Origin of the sequence: Actinoplanes sp. CA-015351, assembly GCF_050955685.1 — a bacterium.
In the GTDB taxonomy this organism is placed as follows: Bacteria; Actinomycetota; Actinomycetes; order Mycobacteriales; family Micromonosporaceae; genus Actinoplanes.
In genome coordinates this window covers 6,154,884-6,174,405 of sequence record NZ_CP192102.1, presented here as the reverse complement: position 1 = coordinate 6,174,405, position 19,522 = coordinate 6,154,884, and the positions used below count along the sequence as shown (strand labels likewise).

Genomic DNA, 19,522 nt, shown 5'->3' with positions numbered 1-19,522 from the left:
CGTTCTCAATCCTGATCACCAGAGCGCTGCCGTCCTCACCGACCGAGAAAGCATCCCCGGGCGGTCGGCGCCGTCGCTGCGTCCACCACCGGTGCAGCCAACCGGCGTTACGCAGATATCGATTGAGGTTCCCGTCGGCCAGTTGCCGATACAGATGGCTTTCCAGTCCGCGGAACACCGCCAAGGTCCGCCGTCGCCCATCTGCATCCGCTGGGTGTGTCCCAGCAGCGTCGGTCCGCCCTGCGCAAAACGAATCCGGTCACTGGTCGAGACCGGCCACGACTCGAAGTCGTCCAAGGGTTCCTGCTGCCAATTCAGTTGGCGGGCGGTCGCGTAGCCGGAGGCAGTTGCGTTGTCTCCGGCCCAGGCCAGCATCGTCGCTGCTGTCGTCGAGCTGAGCACCTGAGTGAACCAGCGCCGCTCCTGCGCCGGAATCTGATACGGCGGCGGCGTACCCAGCACCTGCGCATCGGCGCCGCCCGTTGTTGGATCAGCTGGCGAAGACCCGCTACTCGGCGGTGGGGGAGGGGCGATCCACCTGCCGGGGCTCCAATGCTTCTCCTCGGGCCGGTGCGACAACAGGTCCTGCAGATCTTCGCGATCCCCGGACCATAACTGGTCATCACCGGGAGGGTCGAAGACATACGACCGGATACCCGTGGCCTCCAGGCGGGACGCCACCATCAACCCGTACAACGGCTCGGTTCCGACAACCACGGTGCGGACCTGCAGACACGCATCCGCGAGCTGCTTTCTGACTTCCCGCATCGTCAGGTGGGTGCCCTTGCACTCCAGCACCGTCACATGCACCGCAGCGCCCGGAGTTCGCCGGTCAAAGCCGACCAGGAAATAGTCGGGCCGCTTCTTCGTCGCCGGCCGATTGCGGACCTCGCCCGGCATGCCCCGGATGTACCCGGCCTTCAACGCGACATCAGCGTCGACGACGTGATAGTCCAATGTCGGATGCAACTTCCGCAGGACCGCCCGAGCAACCACGAGAGCAAGGCCGATACCCAACTGCTCCGACTGCGTCACCTTGTGGTGATGCACCACCGACTTCGCCGCGTCAGGAGACAACGCAAGCAAGCCGCGGCTGGTGGCGCGCATCGTCGCGCAGTACCGGACATGCGCCCACAACTGAGCCACGGGCAGAAAGCGGGACTGGTGGACGAACGTGGTTGCCACGCCGAGCTCACGCAGGATGTCGGCCGGACTCGTCGTGAGAGGCGAATTTACGGTCACCGGGACGGGAGCCTTGAGATAGCTGATGCTGCCCTTCGGCCTCGGCTTCTTCTCCGCAAGGACATGCACCTCAGAAGCCATATCCTCCTTCGACTCCACCGGCAGATCCGCTGGCGTGCGCAGACGCTGCAGAACACGCTCGATGTCCACACCGGGCTTCGCTGGAGTAATTCTTGAACGTCGATGTGGCACGTCGCTTACAGTAGCGAACCAGATGCTCATCGTGAAGTGAGTGAACAGCTGCGCCGACAGGTCGGCACTTCGAAGGCATCGGCTGCGGCGGCGACACCATCGCCGCTCTGCCCTGACTCACCACGGGGAGCAAATCATCTTCTGGGGCGACAAGGACGCCGACGGCTGGAAATTCTCAACGAGTCCCGTGCGGCCGACATCCCCAATATCTCGATACATCGCGCGTCGTAGTTACGGGCCGCGGTCATCATGGACCCCGTTCGCGGCCGGCCCGACGGCGCAATACCCTAACTAGCGGGTGGCTGGGCCTGGCCTGGCCGTTCGGCGCATAGCGCGTTGGCGGACAATCGCATCGTGAAGAGCCTGAACCGGTCGACGATGCCCAGAAGCTCGCCATCGCGGCGATCTGGGACTTCCTGGTCCGTGACGGACGCTGGCCTACCTTCCACGAGCTCGATCAGCGGCTCAATCGTGAGCAGGAACTCGACGCGGCACAGTTGCTGCCGCAGTTGCCGCCCGGCCTAATGTATGGCGTCGGTCATGGCAGTCACGTGTGGATCAGCCCGGACACGCGGGTCGCGTTGACAGTCGCGGGCGCCGCGGCGACCGGACGGGCACAGCGAGAACTCAGCCTGTTTCTCGATGTCGTGCGCCACGCGATCGAACTGGACCGCGATTTCGACCCACCGGCCGATCAACCTCACCTCCGGCCGGTCCTGACCTCCGCCGAAGTAGGCGACCTTCTGGGCCTGACCTCGGCGCAGGACCACGAGGTACTCAACCGGCTAGGCGCGTACTTCACTCGGAGCAATGGGGATCCACCGGCTTCGGGGGTGCCGGTTCCGCCTCCTGGCAAGCCACAATCGGCCGCGAGGTTCGCCGGTTCCGCCGGGTCAAGGATCTGCACCACTACTGGGAACTGCGTCCGAAGTTCTGGGAATCCGATCCGCGGATAGTAGATCCCGGCTCTGCACAGGCGCCCGAGCCGCAGGTGCCCGACGCGCCCGTCCCTGCCGTTATCCCTGCCCGCACGGCCGGGGACGAGTCGCCGGGCGGCTGTGCGTGGGGATCCGGGCGTGCCGTGAGCCACGCCGATGTACTGGTCATCGCGGTGCTGCCGGAGGAGTTGGAAGCGACCCGCGAGGCCGGGCTGGCCAGCAACCCGGACGGTCCTGGTGTCGCCCAGTGGGAGCAACGGCACCTGAATGAATTGCCGTACTGGTGGGGCGAGTACCGCGTCGCCGGCAAGACGCGGTTCACCGTTGCCCTGGCCCGGCCGACGTACATGGGCGGCCGTGTGACAGGTACTTTCGCCGCTACGATCGCTGATCGACTGCGCCCGGCGGCGCTGGCCATGGCGGGAGTGTGCGCCGGCGACCCGGAGGAGACCGCGCTGGGCGACGTCGTAGTCGGCGCTCCCGTCTACGAATGGGACGAAGGCAAGCGCTCACCGACGGCCTTCCACGGCGATCACCAGCAGATCCCGATGAACAGCCGGTGGTTGCGGGCCGCGCAGGAGTTCGATCCCGCCGGTCTGCCCAGCTACGGCGAAGCCACCGAAGAGGAAGCGCTGCTGTGGGTCCTCGAGCAGCTGTACCGCGAGCAGCAGCCCCGCACCCATCCCGCGCGGGGGCGATACTTCCCGGCCGGTACGTGGAAACCCCGGCTGGACCGACTGGAGGTCGGCGGTTTCATTGTCCGTGACTCTGCCGGGAAGCCCTCGCTGACCCCTGTGGGGTCCGATCGCGTGCAGCAGCGGCTCTACGACGACGTCGACGGCCCGCAGCACCTGCCATTCCGGGTGCTGGCTGCCCCTATGGCCAGCGGCAGCGCCGTCATCTCCGACCCAAAACAATGGGCTGATTTGAAGGCGATGGGCGTCCGGAAGATTGCCGCGATCGAGATGGAGGCCGCGACGATCGCCACCATCGCCCAAGACCGAGGCTTGCCCTGGCTGGTCGCCAAGGGGGTAATGGATCACGCCGACACCAAGAAAGACGACCGCTACAAGCAGTTCGCCGCCCGCACCTCAGCGCAGGTGATGTTCGCGCTGCTCGCCGAACTGGTGACCGGCGAAACCGCCGGAGCCCACCCCACGCTCGAAGCGCCCAACCCGGCGGCCACACCGACGGCCGTCAGGAGTGATCCCCATACGACCACGAAGGTCTCGCCGCCCACGGCGTCGGACATCACATCCCTGCTGGATGCACTCGCCGCCACCGATCCCACGCCGGGCAACGCTGAGCCGCAGAACGGGCGTCTCTTCCTCGTTGTTCATCCGGCCGGGACGGCGATGGACGCGCTTGCTGAGATCAGCAGCACCTCCACGGCCGGCGAATTGAACGCCGCAATCCAGCGTGCGGGCGCCGCCCGCGGCCAATCGACCTTCTCCCCGGACCTGGGCCAAGGGATGTGGCGGCGTCGCAGCAGCGGCATGGTCAACGAGAACGGCGTGCGCGAAGACGGATCGGTCCGAGAAGACTCGCTGCTGGTCGTGAAAGTCGCGGAGAACGGCCAGATCGGCGTGATCTGTGGCCGCGCCACCACCATGGCGCCCCCGACATGGCGACCAATCGGGCATACAAGCGCACTCCCCAGGCGCCGGGTGATCCTGCCCGCCCTGATCGTCGGGCTCGTACACGGCACGCTGCGGCTCGCCGGTGATCTCGCCCAGCGCCACGCCGGTACGACGGCCCCTGGGGCGTCGGCCTGCGACTGACCGGAATCCGAGACGCGATCGCCCACGACTACCTGCAGAACGGCAATGACGACATGGTGTCTCCTTACGAGGACTACACCTATGAAAGAACCCTCACCGCGGGCACCGGCGAGCTGCTCACCGCGCCAGATGTCCTTACCGAGAAACTCACGGGAGCGTTGCTTCGCGGGTTGAGCATCGCCCATCGTTACCTGCCGTAGGCGAACCTTGAACCGAATCCGGCCGGTGACGGCACGGACAAAGACCTTGTACCTGCCGAAAATGCCATCCGAGCAGGTCAGGCGACATGCTTGTATTCGTGGAGGATGCCGCCGAGGCGGTCATGTCGGTGGATGTTCAGGTGGGCGAGCCGGTTCGGGTCGGCGATCGGTTCGGGTAGCGGGGTCAGTGGCCGGGCGTTGGCGATGCCCTGATGAGGTCTGTGCTCGTTGTAGAAGGCCTCATACTGGCGCAGCGCGTACAGCAGGTGCCGCTGGTTGAAGATCAAAGTACGGTCGAGCAGTTCGCGCCGGCAGGTCGCACCCAGCGTTCCATCACCGCGTTCATCCGGGGTATCCGGACGCCGCTGAGCCCAACGTGGATGCCGGCGTCGGCGAGGACCGCGTCGAACAGGGGCGGGTGCTTGCAGTCACGGTCACGGATCAGGTACTTCACCCGCCATCCCGTGTCCTCGAGGTCCATCACGAGGTTGCGGGCGGTCTGGGTTACCCACGCGGTGTTCGGGTGTGCGGTCGCACCAAGGACCCGGATGCGGCGGCTGGCATGCTCGATGACCGCCAGGACGTAAAGCCTCGTGCCGGTCAGCGTGATCGTCTCGATGAAGTCCGCGGCCAGCAGCGCCTCGGCCTGCGAGCGCAGGAACTGCGCCCACGTGGTCGCGGCCCGCTCCGGGGCCGGATCGATCCCCGCCGCGCGCAGAATCTCCCAGACCGTCGACGCGGCAACCGTGACTCCGAGGGTGAGCAGTTCGCCGTGCACCCGCCGGTACCCCCAGGACGGGTTCTCCCGGACCAAGCGCAGCACCAAGGCGCGGATCGAACGGACGGTGCGTGGCCGGCCCCGCCGTCGGGGCCGTGACGCTGCCGCGTGGCGCCGCGCGAGCAGGTCGCGGTGCCATCGAAGGATCGTGTTGGGCCGCACCAACAGCCGAAGGCGGTGCAGGCTGGGTCGGGGGAGTTGATGTAGCAGCGCGGCCAGCCATGCCCGGTCGGCTGGGTCGAACCGAACCCGTTGCCCGTCGAGTTGGCGGTGCAGTACCGCGGGTTGGTGGCGCAACACGAGGATCTCCGCGTCCTTGTCCCCGTCGCTGCCCGGCAACAGCCGCAGCAGCGCGAACGCGTTGGTGATGCCCAGGTACGCCAGTCGCAGCAGCATGAGACGGCATCATCGCCCAGTCACCGACAACGATGGCCATCAGGACACCGCGACCCGACAAACCAAGATCATCTTCGTATGTCGGAATGTCCCCTGACCAGCGCGGACGCATTTGTCGGCAGGTACAGTGTTCTCCAGCGAAGGCATCGAGGTATTGCGGAGTCAACGCGAGCGCCGCGAGAGAGCGCGTACGCGGAAAGCTGGGTGCGCACGAACCGCCGTGAGTGTCTGGAATTAGAAATCGGCAGATCACGCAGCGGAGTAGTCCTGCCTGTCTCCAGCATGCACAGAAGGCCTTGCCGCCTATCACGTACTCCACCGCCCCTCGGGGGCAGGCATACAAAGCGTCAACGATCGCCCGACGCCGTACTCCGCGCTGAATGCCACGTGGTCGTTCTCGGCCACTGCGGAAGCGAACTCAATCAGGTCCCGTGCGGTCAGCCGGCCTCCGCGCTTCGCGGCTAAGTTACTCACCGCTCAGCCCTCCGCGGGCGAGCCTCTGGCCGTCAGGTCCGTGAGGTCGTTACCCGGGCCCATGTGCCTCACGGGCCGATGTGTATGAACGGCACCCACAGCAGCGGCTGGCCGGGCAACCGGTCCCGGATCTCCGCCACCGCGGCGTGCAGGGCGGCCGCGTCGGCGCCGTCCCGGTAAAAGCGCTGCGCCACGCGTGATGCCGCGATGTCGGACACCTCCCAGAGGGTGGCCACCACCTGGCTGAAACCGGCGATCTGCATGCTGCCAGCCAGCGTCGTGGGCTCGTCCGGCAAGCGTTCGTCCTGCTGGGAGGTGGCGCAGGCGGAGAGAAAGGCGAGCGAGGCGCTGGGGATCGGCAGCCGGGCCACGGTCTGCACGTCGAGGTCGCCGTCGTGCAGCAGCAGCCGGCCCGACGACATGGCGCCCGCCTGCCGGTAGGCGTGGCAGGCGAAATGCACCAGGCTCGCGCCGGCCAGCGCCGCGGTGACCGCTTTCACGCTCGCCTCCGGGCCGATCAGGACATCGGCGTCCGGGAAGCGGGCCCGCAAGGCGTCGATCTCGCGCACCACTCCGGTGAGCGGACCGCCGGGCAGCCCTGGCGCCCGTTCCGGCACGCCGACCAGCAGCCGCCGGCCGGTCACCGGCAGACCGGACCGGCGGCGGGCGTCGATCAGCGCGCGCAGGGTGGGCGTGTAGGAGCTGACCAGCTCGGGCGGTGCGGCGGCGTGCAGCGGAAGCCAGGCGAGCGGGCCGGTCGGGCACCACCATACCCGGCCGGCGCTCAGGCCGTCGAGGGCCGGGCCGACCACCCGCTCTCCGAGCCGGCGCACCGTGTCGGCCACCACCTCGTCGTCCAGGTCATGCAGAGCCGCCAGCAACCGGTCCGCCATGGCGGCGATCTCGATGAGGGTGACCGGCAGGGGGCGCACGGTGATGCCCCCCGCGCGTACGACCAGCGCGTCGCAGCGGTGCCGGCTGACGTTGATCAGAATCACCGGGCCCTCGCACGCCGCGACGGCCAGCTCCGCCCAGCCGGGTGCCTCCCAGAACCCGGGTATCCGCCGCCGGATGCCGGTGAGGGTCCGCTCGAGTTCGTCCACCAGATCGGCGACCGGCCGCGACGGCGCCGCGAGCTGGTCGAGGATCCCGGTGAGACGGTCGTGCAGGGCCGGGTCCACGTCGTGGAGTTCGCTCAGATCGCCGCGGAAAGCCAGCGCATGGCTCATCAGGATGCCCCGGCCGTGCTCCAGCAGCGACACGGCGAGCTTCGGGTCGCCGTTGTTCAGCGCGCAGGCGGCGGCCTCGGCGGCCAGCAGCGGGAGGTCCTTCACCACGTGCTCGACGTCGGACCGGTCGTGGGCGGGAGAGGCCATCCGGTGCAGCTGCCCGATCGCCTCGCGCAGCGTACCGGCCGCCTGGCCCCATTCGCCCTGGTCGGCCAGGAGCTGGCCGAGCGTGCCGAGCTGGACCACCCGCTGCGTGGGCTCCGGGATGAGCGGCAGCAGCTCCCGCAGGTGTCCGATGACCTCGGCGGGATCCACGGCGTCCGGCTCGACCCGCCGCAGCAGCATCAGGCTACGCACCTGACCGCCCAGTGCCCGGGCGCGCAACGACTGGCTGAGGTCCGGAGCCCGTAACAGCTCTGACGTCAGCGTCACGGACCGGCGCAGAAATGCTGGGTCGAAGCCGGTCTCCCGGGCGGTCATGAACAGCGCGTTGGCGAGGTTCATGACCATGTCCTGGCGCATTGCCGGGTTCGCGCCAGCGGCGATCTCGACCGCCCGCTCGAACTCGGTCAGCGCGTCCCGGTAGGTGTATCGGGTGCCGCCCAGCTCGACGCGTTTCTGCAACGCCATGCCGAGATCGGAGAGCACGTTGGCGCGGATCGCCGGCGGCACCTGCCCGCGCAGCGCGGCGCGCAGCGTGGTGATGGCCTCGTCGAGCACCTCGCGGTTCCCGGTGCGATCGCCGTAGACCATCAGCGTGGCACCGTACTCAGCGATGAACAGCGGGAGGCGGATGCCGCAGAGCTCCGGCCGGGCCAGCGCCAGCCGATGGGCCTCGACCGCTTCGCGCAGGGTCTTCACCTCGTTACGCAGCGTGCCGCGCTGCCGCAGCGCATTCGCGAAGTTCTGCAATCCGATCGCCCGAAGCCATGGGTCGGGCTGGTGGAAGCTGGAGATCCGGCGCCCGGCGGCGATGGCCTCGTCGAGCAGAGCCGGGTCGTTGCGGTGACGGCCGAGCAGCCACACCGAGCCGATCAGGTTGACCAGGTTCGCGAACTCGTACGGGGTACCGGCCGGTGCCCGGCGCACCCCGATCCGGGAATGCTCGGCGGACCGTTCCAGGAAGACCTCCCGGTTGGTCCGCTCGTAGCGGGCGGCGTTCGCCTGGTGCAGGACCGTGCGGGTGGTCGCGTCGTAGATGTCGTTGTCCGTCGGCAACAGTCCATCGAGGATCCGGATCGCCTTCTCGACCACGGCCGAGTCCCCGCGCAGCGCGTAGTCGCTCACCAGCGCGTCCGCAAAGGCCTGAGTGGCGGGCACCCGGTTGATGCCGCCGGCGTTCTCGAGGTAGGCCTGTTCACCCAACGTGAGCGCCCGCCGTAGGGAGGCGATGTCACTGGTCTGCCGGTAGAGCTGAGTCTGGTGAATGCACTGCTGGATAACAGACTCCACCCAACGAGTATGCGGTGCAAGGGCCGGGAGTTCCAGCCTCAGGTTGCCGACCGTAGGCGCGTCCTTCTGCCGAGTGAACGGCCTCCTGAGATGATCGAATCATGGAGGCCGAGGTAACGGGGCTTCGCCGGAGTCTTGAGCGCCGGGTTCAAGCCTTTCTTGGCCGACGAGGACGACTCGGCCGTCCTCGCCGAGCACGCCCTTCGCGAGTCCGACCGGTTGCGGCTGTACGCGTCGGCACCGCCGCGATGGCTGACCTATTCATCGCGCGGTGCCAGGAACTGCCGTACGGTCAGGGCCTGCCGCACCTTCAGGAAGCCCTGGAACTATCGCAGGTAGTGGCGCGCGCTCTTCCTTCCCGGCTGCACCCTGTACCGTGCCAGAACTCACTGCATGGCCTGTGACCTGCGGCTAGCTTGATCCGGTCAGGCGGCCCGTGAGTATTGGTTGACCATGCCGCCGAGAACTCGTCTGCGCCGTACCGGTGCGTCGATCGCGACGACCACGTCGGGGTCGTGGTCGGGTGGGTGCTGGTCGAGGCCTTGGTGTGGACGGTGGTCGTTGGAGTTACGTTCGTACGCGCCAAGCACGGCCCGAGCGTGGCGCTCGTTGTAGATCAGCATCCGATCGGTGCACTCTGGTCGGACGCTGCGGATGAACCGTTCGACGTAGCAGTTCGCGCGAGGCTTCCGGGGTGGGGTCTTGACGACCTGGACGTTCTCAGCGGTGAACACGGCGTTGAACGAGGCGGTGAACTTGGCGTCTCGGTCCCGGATCAGGCACCGGAAGCCGCTGATCTGATCACCGAGGTTCATGGCGAGGTGGCGGGTTTGCTGGGTGGTCCACTCGGCCGTCGGATGGGCGGTAACGCCGAGGATGTGGACCCGTCGGGTGGCGATCTCCATCACGACCAGCACATGGAGTCGGCGCAATGTGATGGTGTCGATGTGGAAGAAGTCGGTCGCGAGCAGCCCGGACGCCTGCGTGCGCAGGAACGTCCGCCAACTGGTGTCGACCTCGCGGGGCGCCGGGCCGACCCTGCCGGCGGCGAGGATCCTGCGGATGGGGCCGGCGGCGACCCGGTGGCCAAGACCGACCAGCTCGCCTTGCACGCGGCGATGCCCCAGCCGGGATTCTCACCTGCCAGGCGCAGGACAAGGTCGCGTAGCTTGTCGCTGATCGGCGGGCGTCCGGGCGATTCGGGTAAGTCCAGTGCCGGCTGACCAGACGACGATGCCAAGACATCAGCTTGGCCGGGGTGACGATCCGATGCCGCCACAACTCCCGGGGAAGAGCACGGACCAGAGCGGACAGCGCGGCCCGGTCCGGCCAGGACAACCGCCGCCGACCGACCTGGCGACGCAACACGGCGACCTCGTGACGCAACACCAACAGCTCGGCGGCCATCGCAGACTCGGAACGCGTCACCTGCGGCAACCAGCCGAACACCCGAACCGCGGTCAGGTACAGCAGTCGAACAACCATGCACCGAATCCTCGGCGGCAATCGGAAAACGCCAGCTCACACCATGTGCGAGCAGTTCTGGCGCGGTACAGGCGAATCGCACCGGGCGCATGGCCCACGTGCGGCTGACGTACTTTAGCGGTGACCGGGAATTCGTGCGTCGCCGCCGGTGTACCAATGAGGTTTCGGCGACAGAGATCGTGCGATCGTCAGTCTTCCGGGCAGTAGCCGTCCACCATCGTCAAGATCGCTCATTGGCGGCGCCGATGGCGATGAAGGGCGCCCAGTGCATCGGATGGCCCAGTCGGCGGGTCGGCTCAGGCAGACCGACGCTCCGGGCGAAGTCGGCGAGTTCGACCTGGGTGGCGTTACGAAGCCATCGCTGTGCCGCGGCGAGGGCGTCCGCCGGCGTCATCCGGTCGCGTAGGTGGTTCGTGTAGAAGCGGCTGACCAGGAGCGCCGCTGACATGTCGCCGGTTTCCCACAATGTGCCGACCACCGTACGAGCGCCGCCGTAGGCCAGCCCTGCGGGTAGTCCCATCGCCTCGTCCTGGGTTCGCAGCACGTCGCTGAGGGCGGTCTGGCAGGCCGAGGCCACGACGAGTTCGATCCCTTCGAGGCGCCGGATGTTCAGCAGGTCGCGCAGGGTCAACCGGTCGTCTCCGGCCAGGTGCAGGCCGGACCGCAGGGGGTCATCGCTGTCGTAGGAACCGTGACAGGCGAAGTGCAGGTGTGTGGCCCCCGGCAGCGCTTCTTCCAGCGCCGTTCGGGTGGCAGCGGCGCCGCTCAGCAACGCGGTCGCTCCCGCGAAGAGCCGCAGCAGCACCTGGCTTTCCGGTTCCGCCCAGGCCAATCGGCCGAGGCCGGTGGAGACAGGGTCGGAGACTGCCACCAGACGTGGTGTCGACCCGTGCGCCGCCTTGTTCTGAGCGGCGAGCAGGAGTCGTGCGGACAGGGCGTAGGAAACGGTGACGTCGTCGAGTAGGTATGTGGTTCGGTTCACGCGCTGGTAGCGAGCGGCGTGCAGTGGAAGAATGGTGAGCAGGCCGGTGGGGATGAGAACGATTCGGTGCTGACGCAGGTCGAGCAGTCGCTGCGCGACGTTGCCGAGCAACCCGGTGCCGAGCTGGTCGAGAAGCTGAGAGCTGAACTGGGTGCCGGCCGCCTGCAGGCTGTCGGAGAGGTCTTCCTCAGTGAGCGGCCCGTGCACCGCCTCGACCTCGCCGTCCGGCCCGGCGCCGACCAGCAGGGCGACACTGCCGTATCCGGTTGTCACCAGGTATGCCAGGGGAACCCCGGCTTGGGTGGCGCGTTGCATCGCGGCCTCCGGCGCGCGGCCGAATACGGTGTGCTCAGGGATCTGCCGGATCATGTCGAGGACCGCAGCCAACCGCGCGTACGCGTCGGTGAGGGCTGCCTGGATCCGAGAGACGTCGTCCGTGTCGGTCGGGGCGCTGGTGCGCTGGTCGGACTCGAGTCGTGCAACGGCGGCGACTGCGGCACGGTAAGCGGCGGCAGCATCGGGTGAAGTCGTATCCAGCGTGGATAGGTCCGCGTGATCTCGGTCGAACAGCCGGCCTATCTCCCGTGCGCGGCTGTTCTCCAGTACGGTGACCGCCTCCCGGGTGTGCCCCGCCCGGGCGAGCGCGTACGCGGTGTGATGGGGTAGCCCGCCGATATCAGTGAGTTCGGACTCCCGGCTCGTTGCCAGGGTGGCCACGACGTACCGGGACTCGGCAGCGGTCAGCGCGCGCCGAAGCGCTCGTGCGGCCTGGTCCCATTCGCCGGCGTCTGCGTGCAACGCGCCAGCGAGACCCCACGCCCGTGCCGCGTCGTGCGGTGCGCCCTCCAGGGCGTCGAGCTTGACGGTCTGCCGGAGCAGTCCGGCAGCGCGGTCGCGGTCGTCATCCCGGCCCCGTCGGACCAAGGTCTGGGCCAGCGCGATCGCCGACTGCGCCCACTCCAGAGGGACCGTCTCAACGGGCCGGTCTGCCATGCTCGTCTCGTAGAGTGCCACCACCTCGTCGAGGTCGGCTTCCGGCCGACTGCCGATCGCTGCGGCCAGGTTAAACAGCGCGCGCGCCATCTCCCCTCGATCGCCCGAGCGTCGAAACAGTTCTCCAGCCCGCCGGTGCAGGGCACAGGCCTCGCTCAAGTCCTCCTCGGTCGGTTCCGGCAGTTGACGCAAGGTGTTGGCGAGGTTGTCCGCTATCGCCGCATGGTGGTGGGGCATCAGCTCGGCTGGCACCGCCTGCAGGGCACGCCGATACCAGGAGACGGCCTCGCGGGTGCTCGCGTCGGTCGCGGTGAGGTGGGCCAGTGAGTCAGCCACGGACTGGGCGGCGTCAGCAACGTCGCTGGGCGAGCCGATCTGCTCGACGATGGCGTATGCCTCGCGCGCGTATCGCAGAGCCCGCTGAGCGTTGGCATCGTAGTCAGCGGCGGCCCGGTACCGATGCAGGTTGCTCAGGTTCATCAGCACGAGTGCACGGGTGCTCGGTGACGTGAGCCCGTTGAGCGCCTCGGTTAGGTACCGGAGGGCAGCCTCGGCGTTATCCTGTCGGTAGGCCAGCTCCGGGGCCGAGAGCACGAGACCCAGGTTGGCCAGGGCGGTCGACCGGTCCTCCGGATAGCGGTCCGCGGTCAGTACGCTCAGGGCCGCGGTGTGCCGGGCCACGGCACGGCGTAGGTTGCGGCGGCGGTCCTCGGGATACTGCCAGTAGACGTTGCCGAGGTTGGACATCGTCCTCGCCCATTCATGCGGGTACACAGTCTTACGGAAAAGGCGCAGTGCGCGACGCAGAGCGCGTAGTGCGCGGTCGCTGTTGGCCCTGTGGTCTCCTGTTCGGTCCTGCCGCCACAGGGTTCCTTCCAGGACGAAGGACGCAGCCGCGTCCTCGATGGCCCCTGCCTCGAACAGCAGTTCGGCGGCCTCGGCGGCGAGGGCCCGGGATTCTCCGAGGTCGGCGCCGCCTCCTTGTGGCTCGTCCGTCTGGTAACGGGCCAGCGCGAGAAGATATTTCCCCCGGACGCCGGGTGGACTTCCCGGAGGTGTCACGGCCAGGATCTGGCGGAGCAGTTCGCCGCGCGCCTCACCGGTGCAGACCGTCAGTTCTCGGACCAGACCTGGTAGTTGCGGCGACAGATGACTCATGTTGGCGTACCGGCTGATTTCCTGGCATTCCTCGGCGAACCAGCGGGCGGCGGCCGCGTCGGGATGCGCAAGGAGCCAGCGCGTTCCCGCAGTATCCACATCGTTTTCGAGGATGATCCGAGTGCTGAAGTCGTCGAGCAATATCGGATACCGCTCCAGCACGTCCGCGCGGGCGGTGTCGTCCGGTGCGCTGATGAGCCGCCGCAGAGCGAGCTCGGCCTCGACGATCTTGAGGAACGGCCCGGCATCCCCGGGCTGTCCCGGGTTGCGCCGGATGCAGCGCTGGGCCAGACGGCGAGCGGCGGGAAGATCGCCTGCTGCACGGTGCAACTGCGCCGCGACGTACTCTGCTTCAGCGGCCAGCGCGACAGCCGACACCGTGTCGAACAACATTGCGGCTTTCAGGATTAATGTCAGAGCTGCGTCGAGGTCACCGTGCTCTGCACGGTGAGCCGCGAGGTAGCGCAACGCCCGACCTTCACCTTCCGCGTCGCCGATCTCCTCGAAGATCGCGCGTGAGGTCTCGGCCTGTGCAGCCGCGCGTTCCCCGTCACCGAGGTCTCGCAGAGTCACTGACAGATCGCCGAGGGCTCGCGCCTCGCCGCCGCGGTTGCCCGCGGCGGCGTACGCGACGGCTGCTTGATGCTGGTACGCGGCTGCCCTCTCCGGGTTTCCGGCGGCTCGCGCCAACTGGCCCAGGTGCGCAAGCGCCTTGGCCCGCAGGTCGCCGAAATCGCCGACGCCGTCGGCGAGTTCGGCGACGGTCGCGAAGATCTGCTCGGCGGTGTCGTCGTGGAGATGCTGGCGGGCGACGCCGAGGGTGTGCATGAGACGAAGGGTGGGGCCGACTGCCTCGAGCCGTCGTGCCGCGGTGATACCAACCTCGCAGATCTCGGCCATCGTGGCCCAATCCGCCACGGCGAGCAGGAACGGCAGCATGTGCTCCGTGGCGTCCAGCGCAGTCCGCGCGTCGTCGGCCAGGATAGCCGGCAGCAGGTCGGCCAGTGCGGTCCGGTGTTCCTGGAACCAGGCTAACGCCGCGGCCCTCCGCGATGGTTCGGCGGCGTCGACGAAGGTGGACGCCTCGGTGGCTAGGCGGGTCCACAGCGCGGGCGCGTCGGTCGGCATGACGTCCATCCTGCTCCTCCGGTACGGGCCCGAGGGACTGGCGATTACCACCCGATCGTGGTGCGGCAGATCCACTACAGTGGTCGTCGTGGACGGCCGGTGGGATGAGGAGACGCTCGAGGACGCCCTCGACGTGCTGGGTGATCTCCATCAGTGGCGGCTGCCGCCGCTGCGCTGGGAGCAGATCGGGTCCATCCTCGACCGGATGGGGCAGGCGTTCGCGGCCGGCGACGACGAGGGCCTGCGCGATGCCACCAGCCAGCTCGAGCTGCACGGGCCGGTCCGTGCCAACCGGATCGGCACCAAGGAAGTCGACGGGCCCGACCCGTCGGTCACCGAACGTCAGAACCGCCTGATAGACGCGATCGGGAAAGTCGTGCCGCTTCCCCCGGTCGGCCCGGCCAAGGATCCGGATAGCCGCCGTGACGACCGACCGGCCGGCTGAGCAGGAGTTCGTCGCCCACCTGTTCGCGACGGTGGACGGCCCCTATGCCGACACCGCTCGCCGTCAGCTCACCGGGATCTGGCGGCAGTGCCGCGCCGAACTCCAGATGACCGAGCCGATCCGGGGCGTGCCGACCATTGATCTTCCCGCACAGTGGCCCGGTGCCGGGCCCTTCGAGGTCATCGCAGCCCAGCAGGATCTCGGATCCGACCGTCAGGCGATCCTGCGGCGCAGCCACGACATTCTCAACCTCTCCATGGTCTTCGCGACGCCGATCGGCGATCGGCGGACGCGGCTCGGTCCGTCCGTCCCGTTCGGCTGGGCCGACTTCGCCCGATGGTGGCGGCAACTCACCTTGGACGGCACCACGGCGATGCTCGGAGTCACGCTGATCTTCCAAGGTAAGACGCCTGCGCCGGACGCTGACCCGGTCACGCTCGCCGAGGAGGTCAGAGCGGCCCTGCCGGCCGGCGCGGAGGAAGCGCCGGGATGGTGGCGGACCGCTCGCCGGACGGACGACGGGTTCGTCCTCTGGGAGACATCGCGGGCCGGGGACGACCCCTACCGGCGGCTGGTCGTGCTGGCCGCGCCGGACCAGGACGAGGAGCTCAGCGACCTCACCTGGTCCGATGGCAGCGTCACCATGCCGCCGCTCGGACGGTATCTGATGCACGCCGCGAAACTGCGGTACGAATCCCGGGTACGTGGTGACGGCACCCGGTTGCGCGCTTTGCACGCGGCCATCAGGGACCGGCTCGATTTGACGCCTCCGCCGGTGGACGCGCTGGCGGACGACGAGCCGGTTCTCGCCGGTACCCTCGCCGACCTGCGTGATCTCCAACGGACCGCGGAGATCGCGGTGTCCAACATGCAGCAGGCATGGTCTCCCTCCCTAGACGGCGACAGGGTCGCCGAGGCGCTGCTGCAGCGGGTCCCCGATGACATCGCCTACTTGGAGAACCTCGCCGAACGGCTGCGTGCCGTCCGCCGTGTGCACGCTGAACGCGGGTCGCGCGATGCCGGGCCGCAGCGGTCGGTGCTCGCGGCGCCACCACCGCCCCCGCTGCCGGCGGTCCCAGACCGGCTCGAGCTGCGATTGTGCTTCGCGGTCGACATCGTCGCCTTCAGCAGCCGCTCCGGCCCGAACAAGAAGAAGGCCCAGGAGCGGCTCGTCGAGATCATGCGCAGCGCGCTCGGCCGGCTGAACCTGAACCTGAACGACCTGCCCCGGCAGGGCCTCGGCGACGACCAGAAGGTCTTCCTACCGGCATCCGAGCAGCTGCACCATGCCCTACCGCGTTTCCTGGACGCACTGAGTCAGGAACTGGCTGCCGACAACGAGACCTACCGCGACCGCATCCGCCTCCGCGTATCGGCGGCGGTCGGCACGTTCGGTCCAGGTGCGATCGGCTTCTCCGGGGAGGTCGCCATCGAGGCCGACCGACTGCTCAACAGCCCTCAGTTACGCGACGCGGCCACCGAGAATCCCGACGTCGACGCGGTGACCTTGATATCGGACATCCTGCACCGCTTCGTCATCAAGGAAAAGTGGGCACGGATGCCCCTAGGGGTGTTGACGCCGTGCCAGGTCGGCAACAAAGAGTACGCCGAGCGAGCCTGGCTGTGGGTTCCCGGAGCTGAGCATGTCAGCGACAGAAAGGGACCGGCTGATCGGCTGCGGCGTCCGGCCAGGCGGTGACCTCCCACGGACCGTGCACGTACGCCGGCCGCCTCCGCGCCCACCGCCGCTGCACCGCCGCCAGCGCGCTGGCCGGTGAAACTCCCTCGGCCAGCAACGCGTGATAGTCGCGCATCAGCTTCGGAGCCGTGACGTCGTTCACCGGCCACAGCGGTGCGGTGACCGACCCGGCCCCGGCCAGCAGGAAGGCGGTCGCCGCGCTGAACGCCTCATCGGGCAGCACCGCGCCGGTCAGGGCGGCGTCGCAGGCGCTGAGCACGATGTGGCCACGCCGGCGCCCGGCGTCCGGCCGGAGCCCGACCCGGATCGGCGGCCGTACCCGCAGCACCGTCTCCTGAGGGCTGTCCACGTCCACGTCGCAGTGGCAAGCCAGGTGCGCCAGGTCGGCCTCGAGCAGACGGTCCAGCGCAGCGTCGCCGTTCAGCTCGGTCGTCTCGTCAACACGTGGCCTCACTCCGTAATGCTGGCGGGCCACCTCGATGGCCTCTCGCGCGACCGCCGGGATCGGCCGGTCCGCCGGTCCGGTGTCCGCCCACACCACCACCCGGGGCGCCTTACCCGCGGCCACCGGGGCCTGGCCGGAGACACCGGCCCGGATCAGCAGGATCGGATCGAAGTCGCTCAGCGTGGCAGTCTCACCCGGCCGACCGCAGGTCGTGATGGGCAGCCAAGCGAGCCGGCCGAGCGGGAGCACGGCGACCCGGGACACCTCGGCCAGCAGCGGCAGCAGCGGGGTGACCAGCGCGATTAGCGTCCACGCGGCGAATCGGTCCGCCGCCGTCAACCGGATCCCGGCCGGGTCGGGGGCGTCCTCGGCCCGGCGTAGTTCCTGCCGGAACACGGTGGCCTCCTCTGCCATCGCTACCTCGTTCACCAGCGGCAGTTCCGTGACGTCGACGGTGCCGTCCGGGGTGACCAGCACCGCGACGCCGCCAGCCGGGGTGCTACCGAGCATCAGGACGTGGCGGTTCATCCGGGCGGCCGAGGCCACGATGCCGTCGAGGGTAACCGTTTCGGCGCGGATGCCGATCGCTTCGGCGATCAGGGTCGCGGACGCTTGCTCCAGATGAACGGCGGCTGCCGTGGGGTCACCGGCCCGCACCGCGGCGAGAGCCGCCAGCGCGCCGAGGCCCTGCACGCCGGAGCGGGCCCGTTCCTTGTCGGCGTGCAGTGGGCGCAGCCCGGTCAGCTCACCGGCGGCCTCCAGAGCGGCCGCGAAGGACTGCTGGGCCTCCGGCCACATCCGGGCCAGCCAGGTGATGCTACCGAGCCGGCGGCCGGCGACCACCGCCAAATGCGGGTAGCCGGCGCCCAGCACCTCGCCGAACGGGTCGGCCGCGCGTTGCAGCGTCTCCATGTCGGTGTCGCCGCGGGACCGGTGCAGGTCGAACCGGTCGTGCAGGCGGGCGCCGAGGTTGAACGCGATCGTCGCCGCCAACGAGCCCTCGATGTCGTCCTCGGCTCGCCCGGCCGCGGCCAGCGCCCGTTCGAGCAAATCGATGGCCTGCGACAGCACCTCTTCGTCGCGGTCGCGCTCCCAGCGCTCGGATTCCCAATTCGCCCAGTTGTTCAGGTACAGTGCCCGGTCCGGGGAACCGTCGGCGGTGGCGGCCACGGCGAGACCGGCGTGCCGTATCGCGGTGTCCAGGTCGTCCGGGCTCTGGCGGTGATGGGCCCGGGCTGCGTGCAGGCGCCCGGCGGTGTCGTGGCGGGCGGCGAGGTCCGAGCTGTCCGGGGCGGTCAAGGCGACGGCCTGCTCCGCCAGGTCGATCGCACGGTCTAGATCTTCCGGTACGGTGTCGCGTTCGTAGCGGGCCAGCAGGTTGTTGGCGACCGTGGGCGCCATGTCCGGGTCCGGGTCGGTTGCCAGTAGGTGGTCCAGCAGGGTTATGGCCTCGTTCAGGTCGGTGCTGTCGCCGAACAGGTCGTATCGCTCGGCCAGCAGCGTGGCGAGGTTGGTGGCGTACTCACCGTCCCGCCAGTGGTCCGCGGTGGCGTCGAGCGCCTCCCGCGCGTCCTCGACGGCGGCGGTGAACCCGTCCCGATCGTTGCGCAGGCGCGCCGCAGTGGATCGCGTCGTGGACCGGATCGACAGTGCGAGCGCGCGGTCCGGTGCGGTGCCGGCCTCGCGGACCGCCGCCTCGGCGGCCTTCATCGCCACCGTGAGAGCGGCCGGTTCACCGGTCCACTCGTACCGGGTGTGCAGCACCGACGCGAGCAACCGGTGCAGTGTCATCCGGACCGTCGCGGTGGCCGGACGTTCGGCCGCGATCCCGGCCCGGGTCAGTGTCTCGGCCTGATCCAGCAGGTCCCGGTCGGAACTCTCCTCCGCGGCCGTGGCGAGCAGGCCCGCGACGTTGACCACCTCGGGGCCGGCGTTCTCCGGGTCTAGACAGTCGGTGAGCGCTCGCAGCGCGGCGCGCAACCGGTCCCGGTCGCCGCTGCGCCGCCACAGTTGCAGGTGGATCCCGGCGAGCGCCGAGGTGTCCACCGGACGTTGCGGGTCGTCGATGGGCGCCGCCGCGAGTTCCTGTTCGAGCAGCTCACGGGCGTGCTCGGTGTGGTCGGGCTCGCCGGGCAAGAGGGATCGGGTGGCGAGCCGGCCGGCCAGGTTGGCGGTCACCTCGAGGCGCGCGCCGGGCGAGGACGCCCGCCAGACCCGCTCGCCGATCGCGCAGGCCTCCCGCAGGTCGGCCAGGTCGTCGTCGTGCCGGTAGCGGTCCATCAGGTCGATACCGAGGTTCGTGAACAGGTCGAGGCGGATCCACTCCGGCACGTCACCGTGCAGCCCGGCCAGCGCCTCCCGCCTGGCCGCGATCGCCCGGTCCAGATCGCCGTCCTGGACGAACGACTCGGCCAGCTCGTCCATCTCCCGGGCCCATGACTCGCTTCCGGCGGCCTCGCCGTCAGGCACCACACGCTCCTGCCGTAGTCAGTCGGTGACAATGGA

11 protein-coding genes are annotated in these 19,522 nt (G+C 68.9%); 4 read left to right on the top strand and 7 right to left on the bottom strand.

The window, feature by feature from the left end:
• Window positions 1-15 precede the first annotated feature (15 nt).
• The gene (locus tag ACQP2E_RS28155; RefSeq protein WP_433825968.1) at window positions 16-1,392 is read right to left on the bottom strand and encodes a hypothetical protein; all 1,377 of its coding nucleotides are present in this window, start codon (window positions 1,390-1,392) and stop codon (window positions 16-18) included.
• A 1,123-nt stretch (window positions 1,393-2,515) separates the two neighbouring features.
• Between ACQP2E_RS28155 and ACQP2E_RS28150 the strand changes: the two genes are divergently transcribed.
• The gene (locus ACQP2E_RS28150; protein WP_433825967.1) at window positions 2,516-4,153 is read left to right on the top strand and encodes a hypothetical protein; all 1,638 of its coding nucleotides are present in this window, start codon (window positions 2,516-2,518) and stop codon (window positions 4,151-4,153) included.
• A 53-nt stretch (window positions 4,154-4,206) separates the two neighbouring features.
• Complete coding sequence (locus tag ACQP2E_RS28145) at window positions 4,207-4,353, top strand: hypothetical protein (RefSeq protein ID WP_433825966.1); 147 nt, start codon at window positions 4,207-4,209, stop codon at window positions 4,351-4,353.
• A 77-nt stretch (window positions 4,354-4,430) separates the two neighbouring features.
• On the opposite strand, the gene ACQP2E_RS28140 is transcribed toward ACQP2E_RS28145, so the two are convergent.
• The 5 genes from ACQP2E_RS28140 to ACQP2E_RS28120 all read right to left on the bottom strand — a co-directional run bounded on the left by ACQP2E_RS28140 (window position 4,431) and on the right by ACQP2E_RS28120 (window position 14,428).
• Complete coding sequence (locus ACQP2E_RS28140; RefSeq protein ID WP_433825965.1) at window positions 4,431-4,640, bottom strand: integrase; 210 nt, start codon at window positions 4,638-4,640, stop codon at window positions 4,431-4,433.
• Window positions 4,637-5,527 carry a transcriptional regulator gene (locus tag ACQP2E_RS28135; protein WP_433825964.1) on the bottom strand — a complete coding sequence of 297 codons (891 nt, stop codon included), beginning with the start codon at window positions 5,525-5,527 and terminating at the stop codon, window positions 4,637-4,639. The genes ACQP2E_RS28140 and ACQP2E_RS28135 overlap by 4 nt, the downstream gene beginning before the upstream one ends.
• A 542-nt stretch (window positions 5,528-6,069) precedes the next feature.
• Window positions 6,070-8,682, bottom strand: coding sequence for a CHAT domain-containing protein (locus ACQP2E_RS28130; RefSeq protein WP_433825963.1), 2,613 nt, complete (start codon window positions 8,680-8,682; stop codon window positions 6,070-6,072).
• Window positions 8,683-9,107: 425 nt separating this feature from the next.
• Complete coding sequence (locus tag ACQP2E_RS28125; protein WP_433825962.1) at window positions 9,108-9,794, bottom strand: integrase core domain-containing protein; 687 nt, start codon at window positions 9,792-9,794, stop codon at window positions 9,108-9,110.
• 593 nt (window positions 9,795-10,387) lie between these two features.
• The gene (locus tag ACQP2E_RS28120; protein WP_433825961.1) at window positions 10,388-14,428 is read right to left on the bottom strand and encodes a CHAT domain-containing protein; all 4,041 of its coding nucleotides are present in this window, start codon (window positions 14,426-14,428) and stop codon (window positions 10,388-10,390) included.
• Window positions 14,429-14,516: 88 nt separating this feature from the next.
• Here ACQP2E_RS28120 and ACQP2E_RS28115 point away from each other — a divergent pair, with 88 nt between their 5' ends.
• Both ACQP2E_RS28115 and ACQP2E_RS28110 read left to right on the top strand, forming a co-directional pair.
• Window positions 14,517-14,873 (top strand): CATRA system-associated protein, encoded by a 357-nt coding sequence (locus tag ACQP2E_RS28115; RefSeq protein ID WP_433825960.1) that lies wholly within the window; start codon window positions 14,517-14,519, stop codon window positions 14,871-14,873.
• On the top strand, window positions 14,851-16,572 hold the full coding sequence (locus ACQP2E_RS28110; protein ID WP_433825959.1) for a CATRA conflict system CASPASE/TPR repeat-associated protein: 1,722 nt from the start codon (window positions 14,851-14,853) through the stop codon (window positions 16,570-16,572). The genes ACQP2E_RS28115 and ACQP2E_RS28110 overlap by 23 nt, the downstream gene beginning before the upstream one ends.
• On the opposite strand, the gene ACQP2E_RS28105 is transcribed toward ACQP2E_RS28110, so the two are convergent.
• Window positions 16,520-19,486 (bottom strand): CHAT domain-containing protein, encoded by a 2,967-nt coding sequence (locus tag ACQP2E_RS28105; protein WP_433825958.1) that lies wholly within the window; start codon window positions 19,484-19,486, stop codon window positions 16,520-16,522. The genes ACQP2E_RS28110 and ACQP2E_RS28105 overlap by 53 nt on opposite strands.
• Window positions 19,487-19,522: the final 36 nt, after the last annotated feature.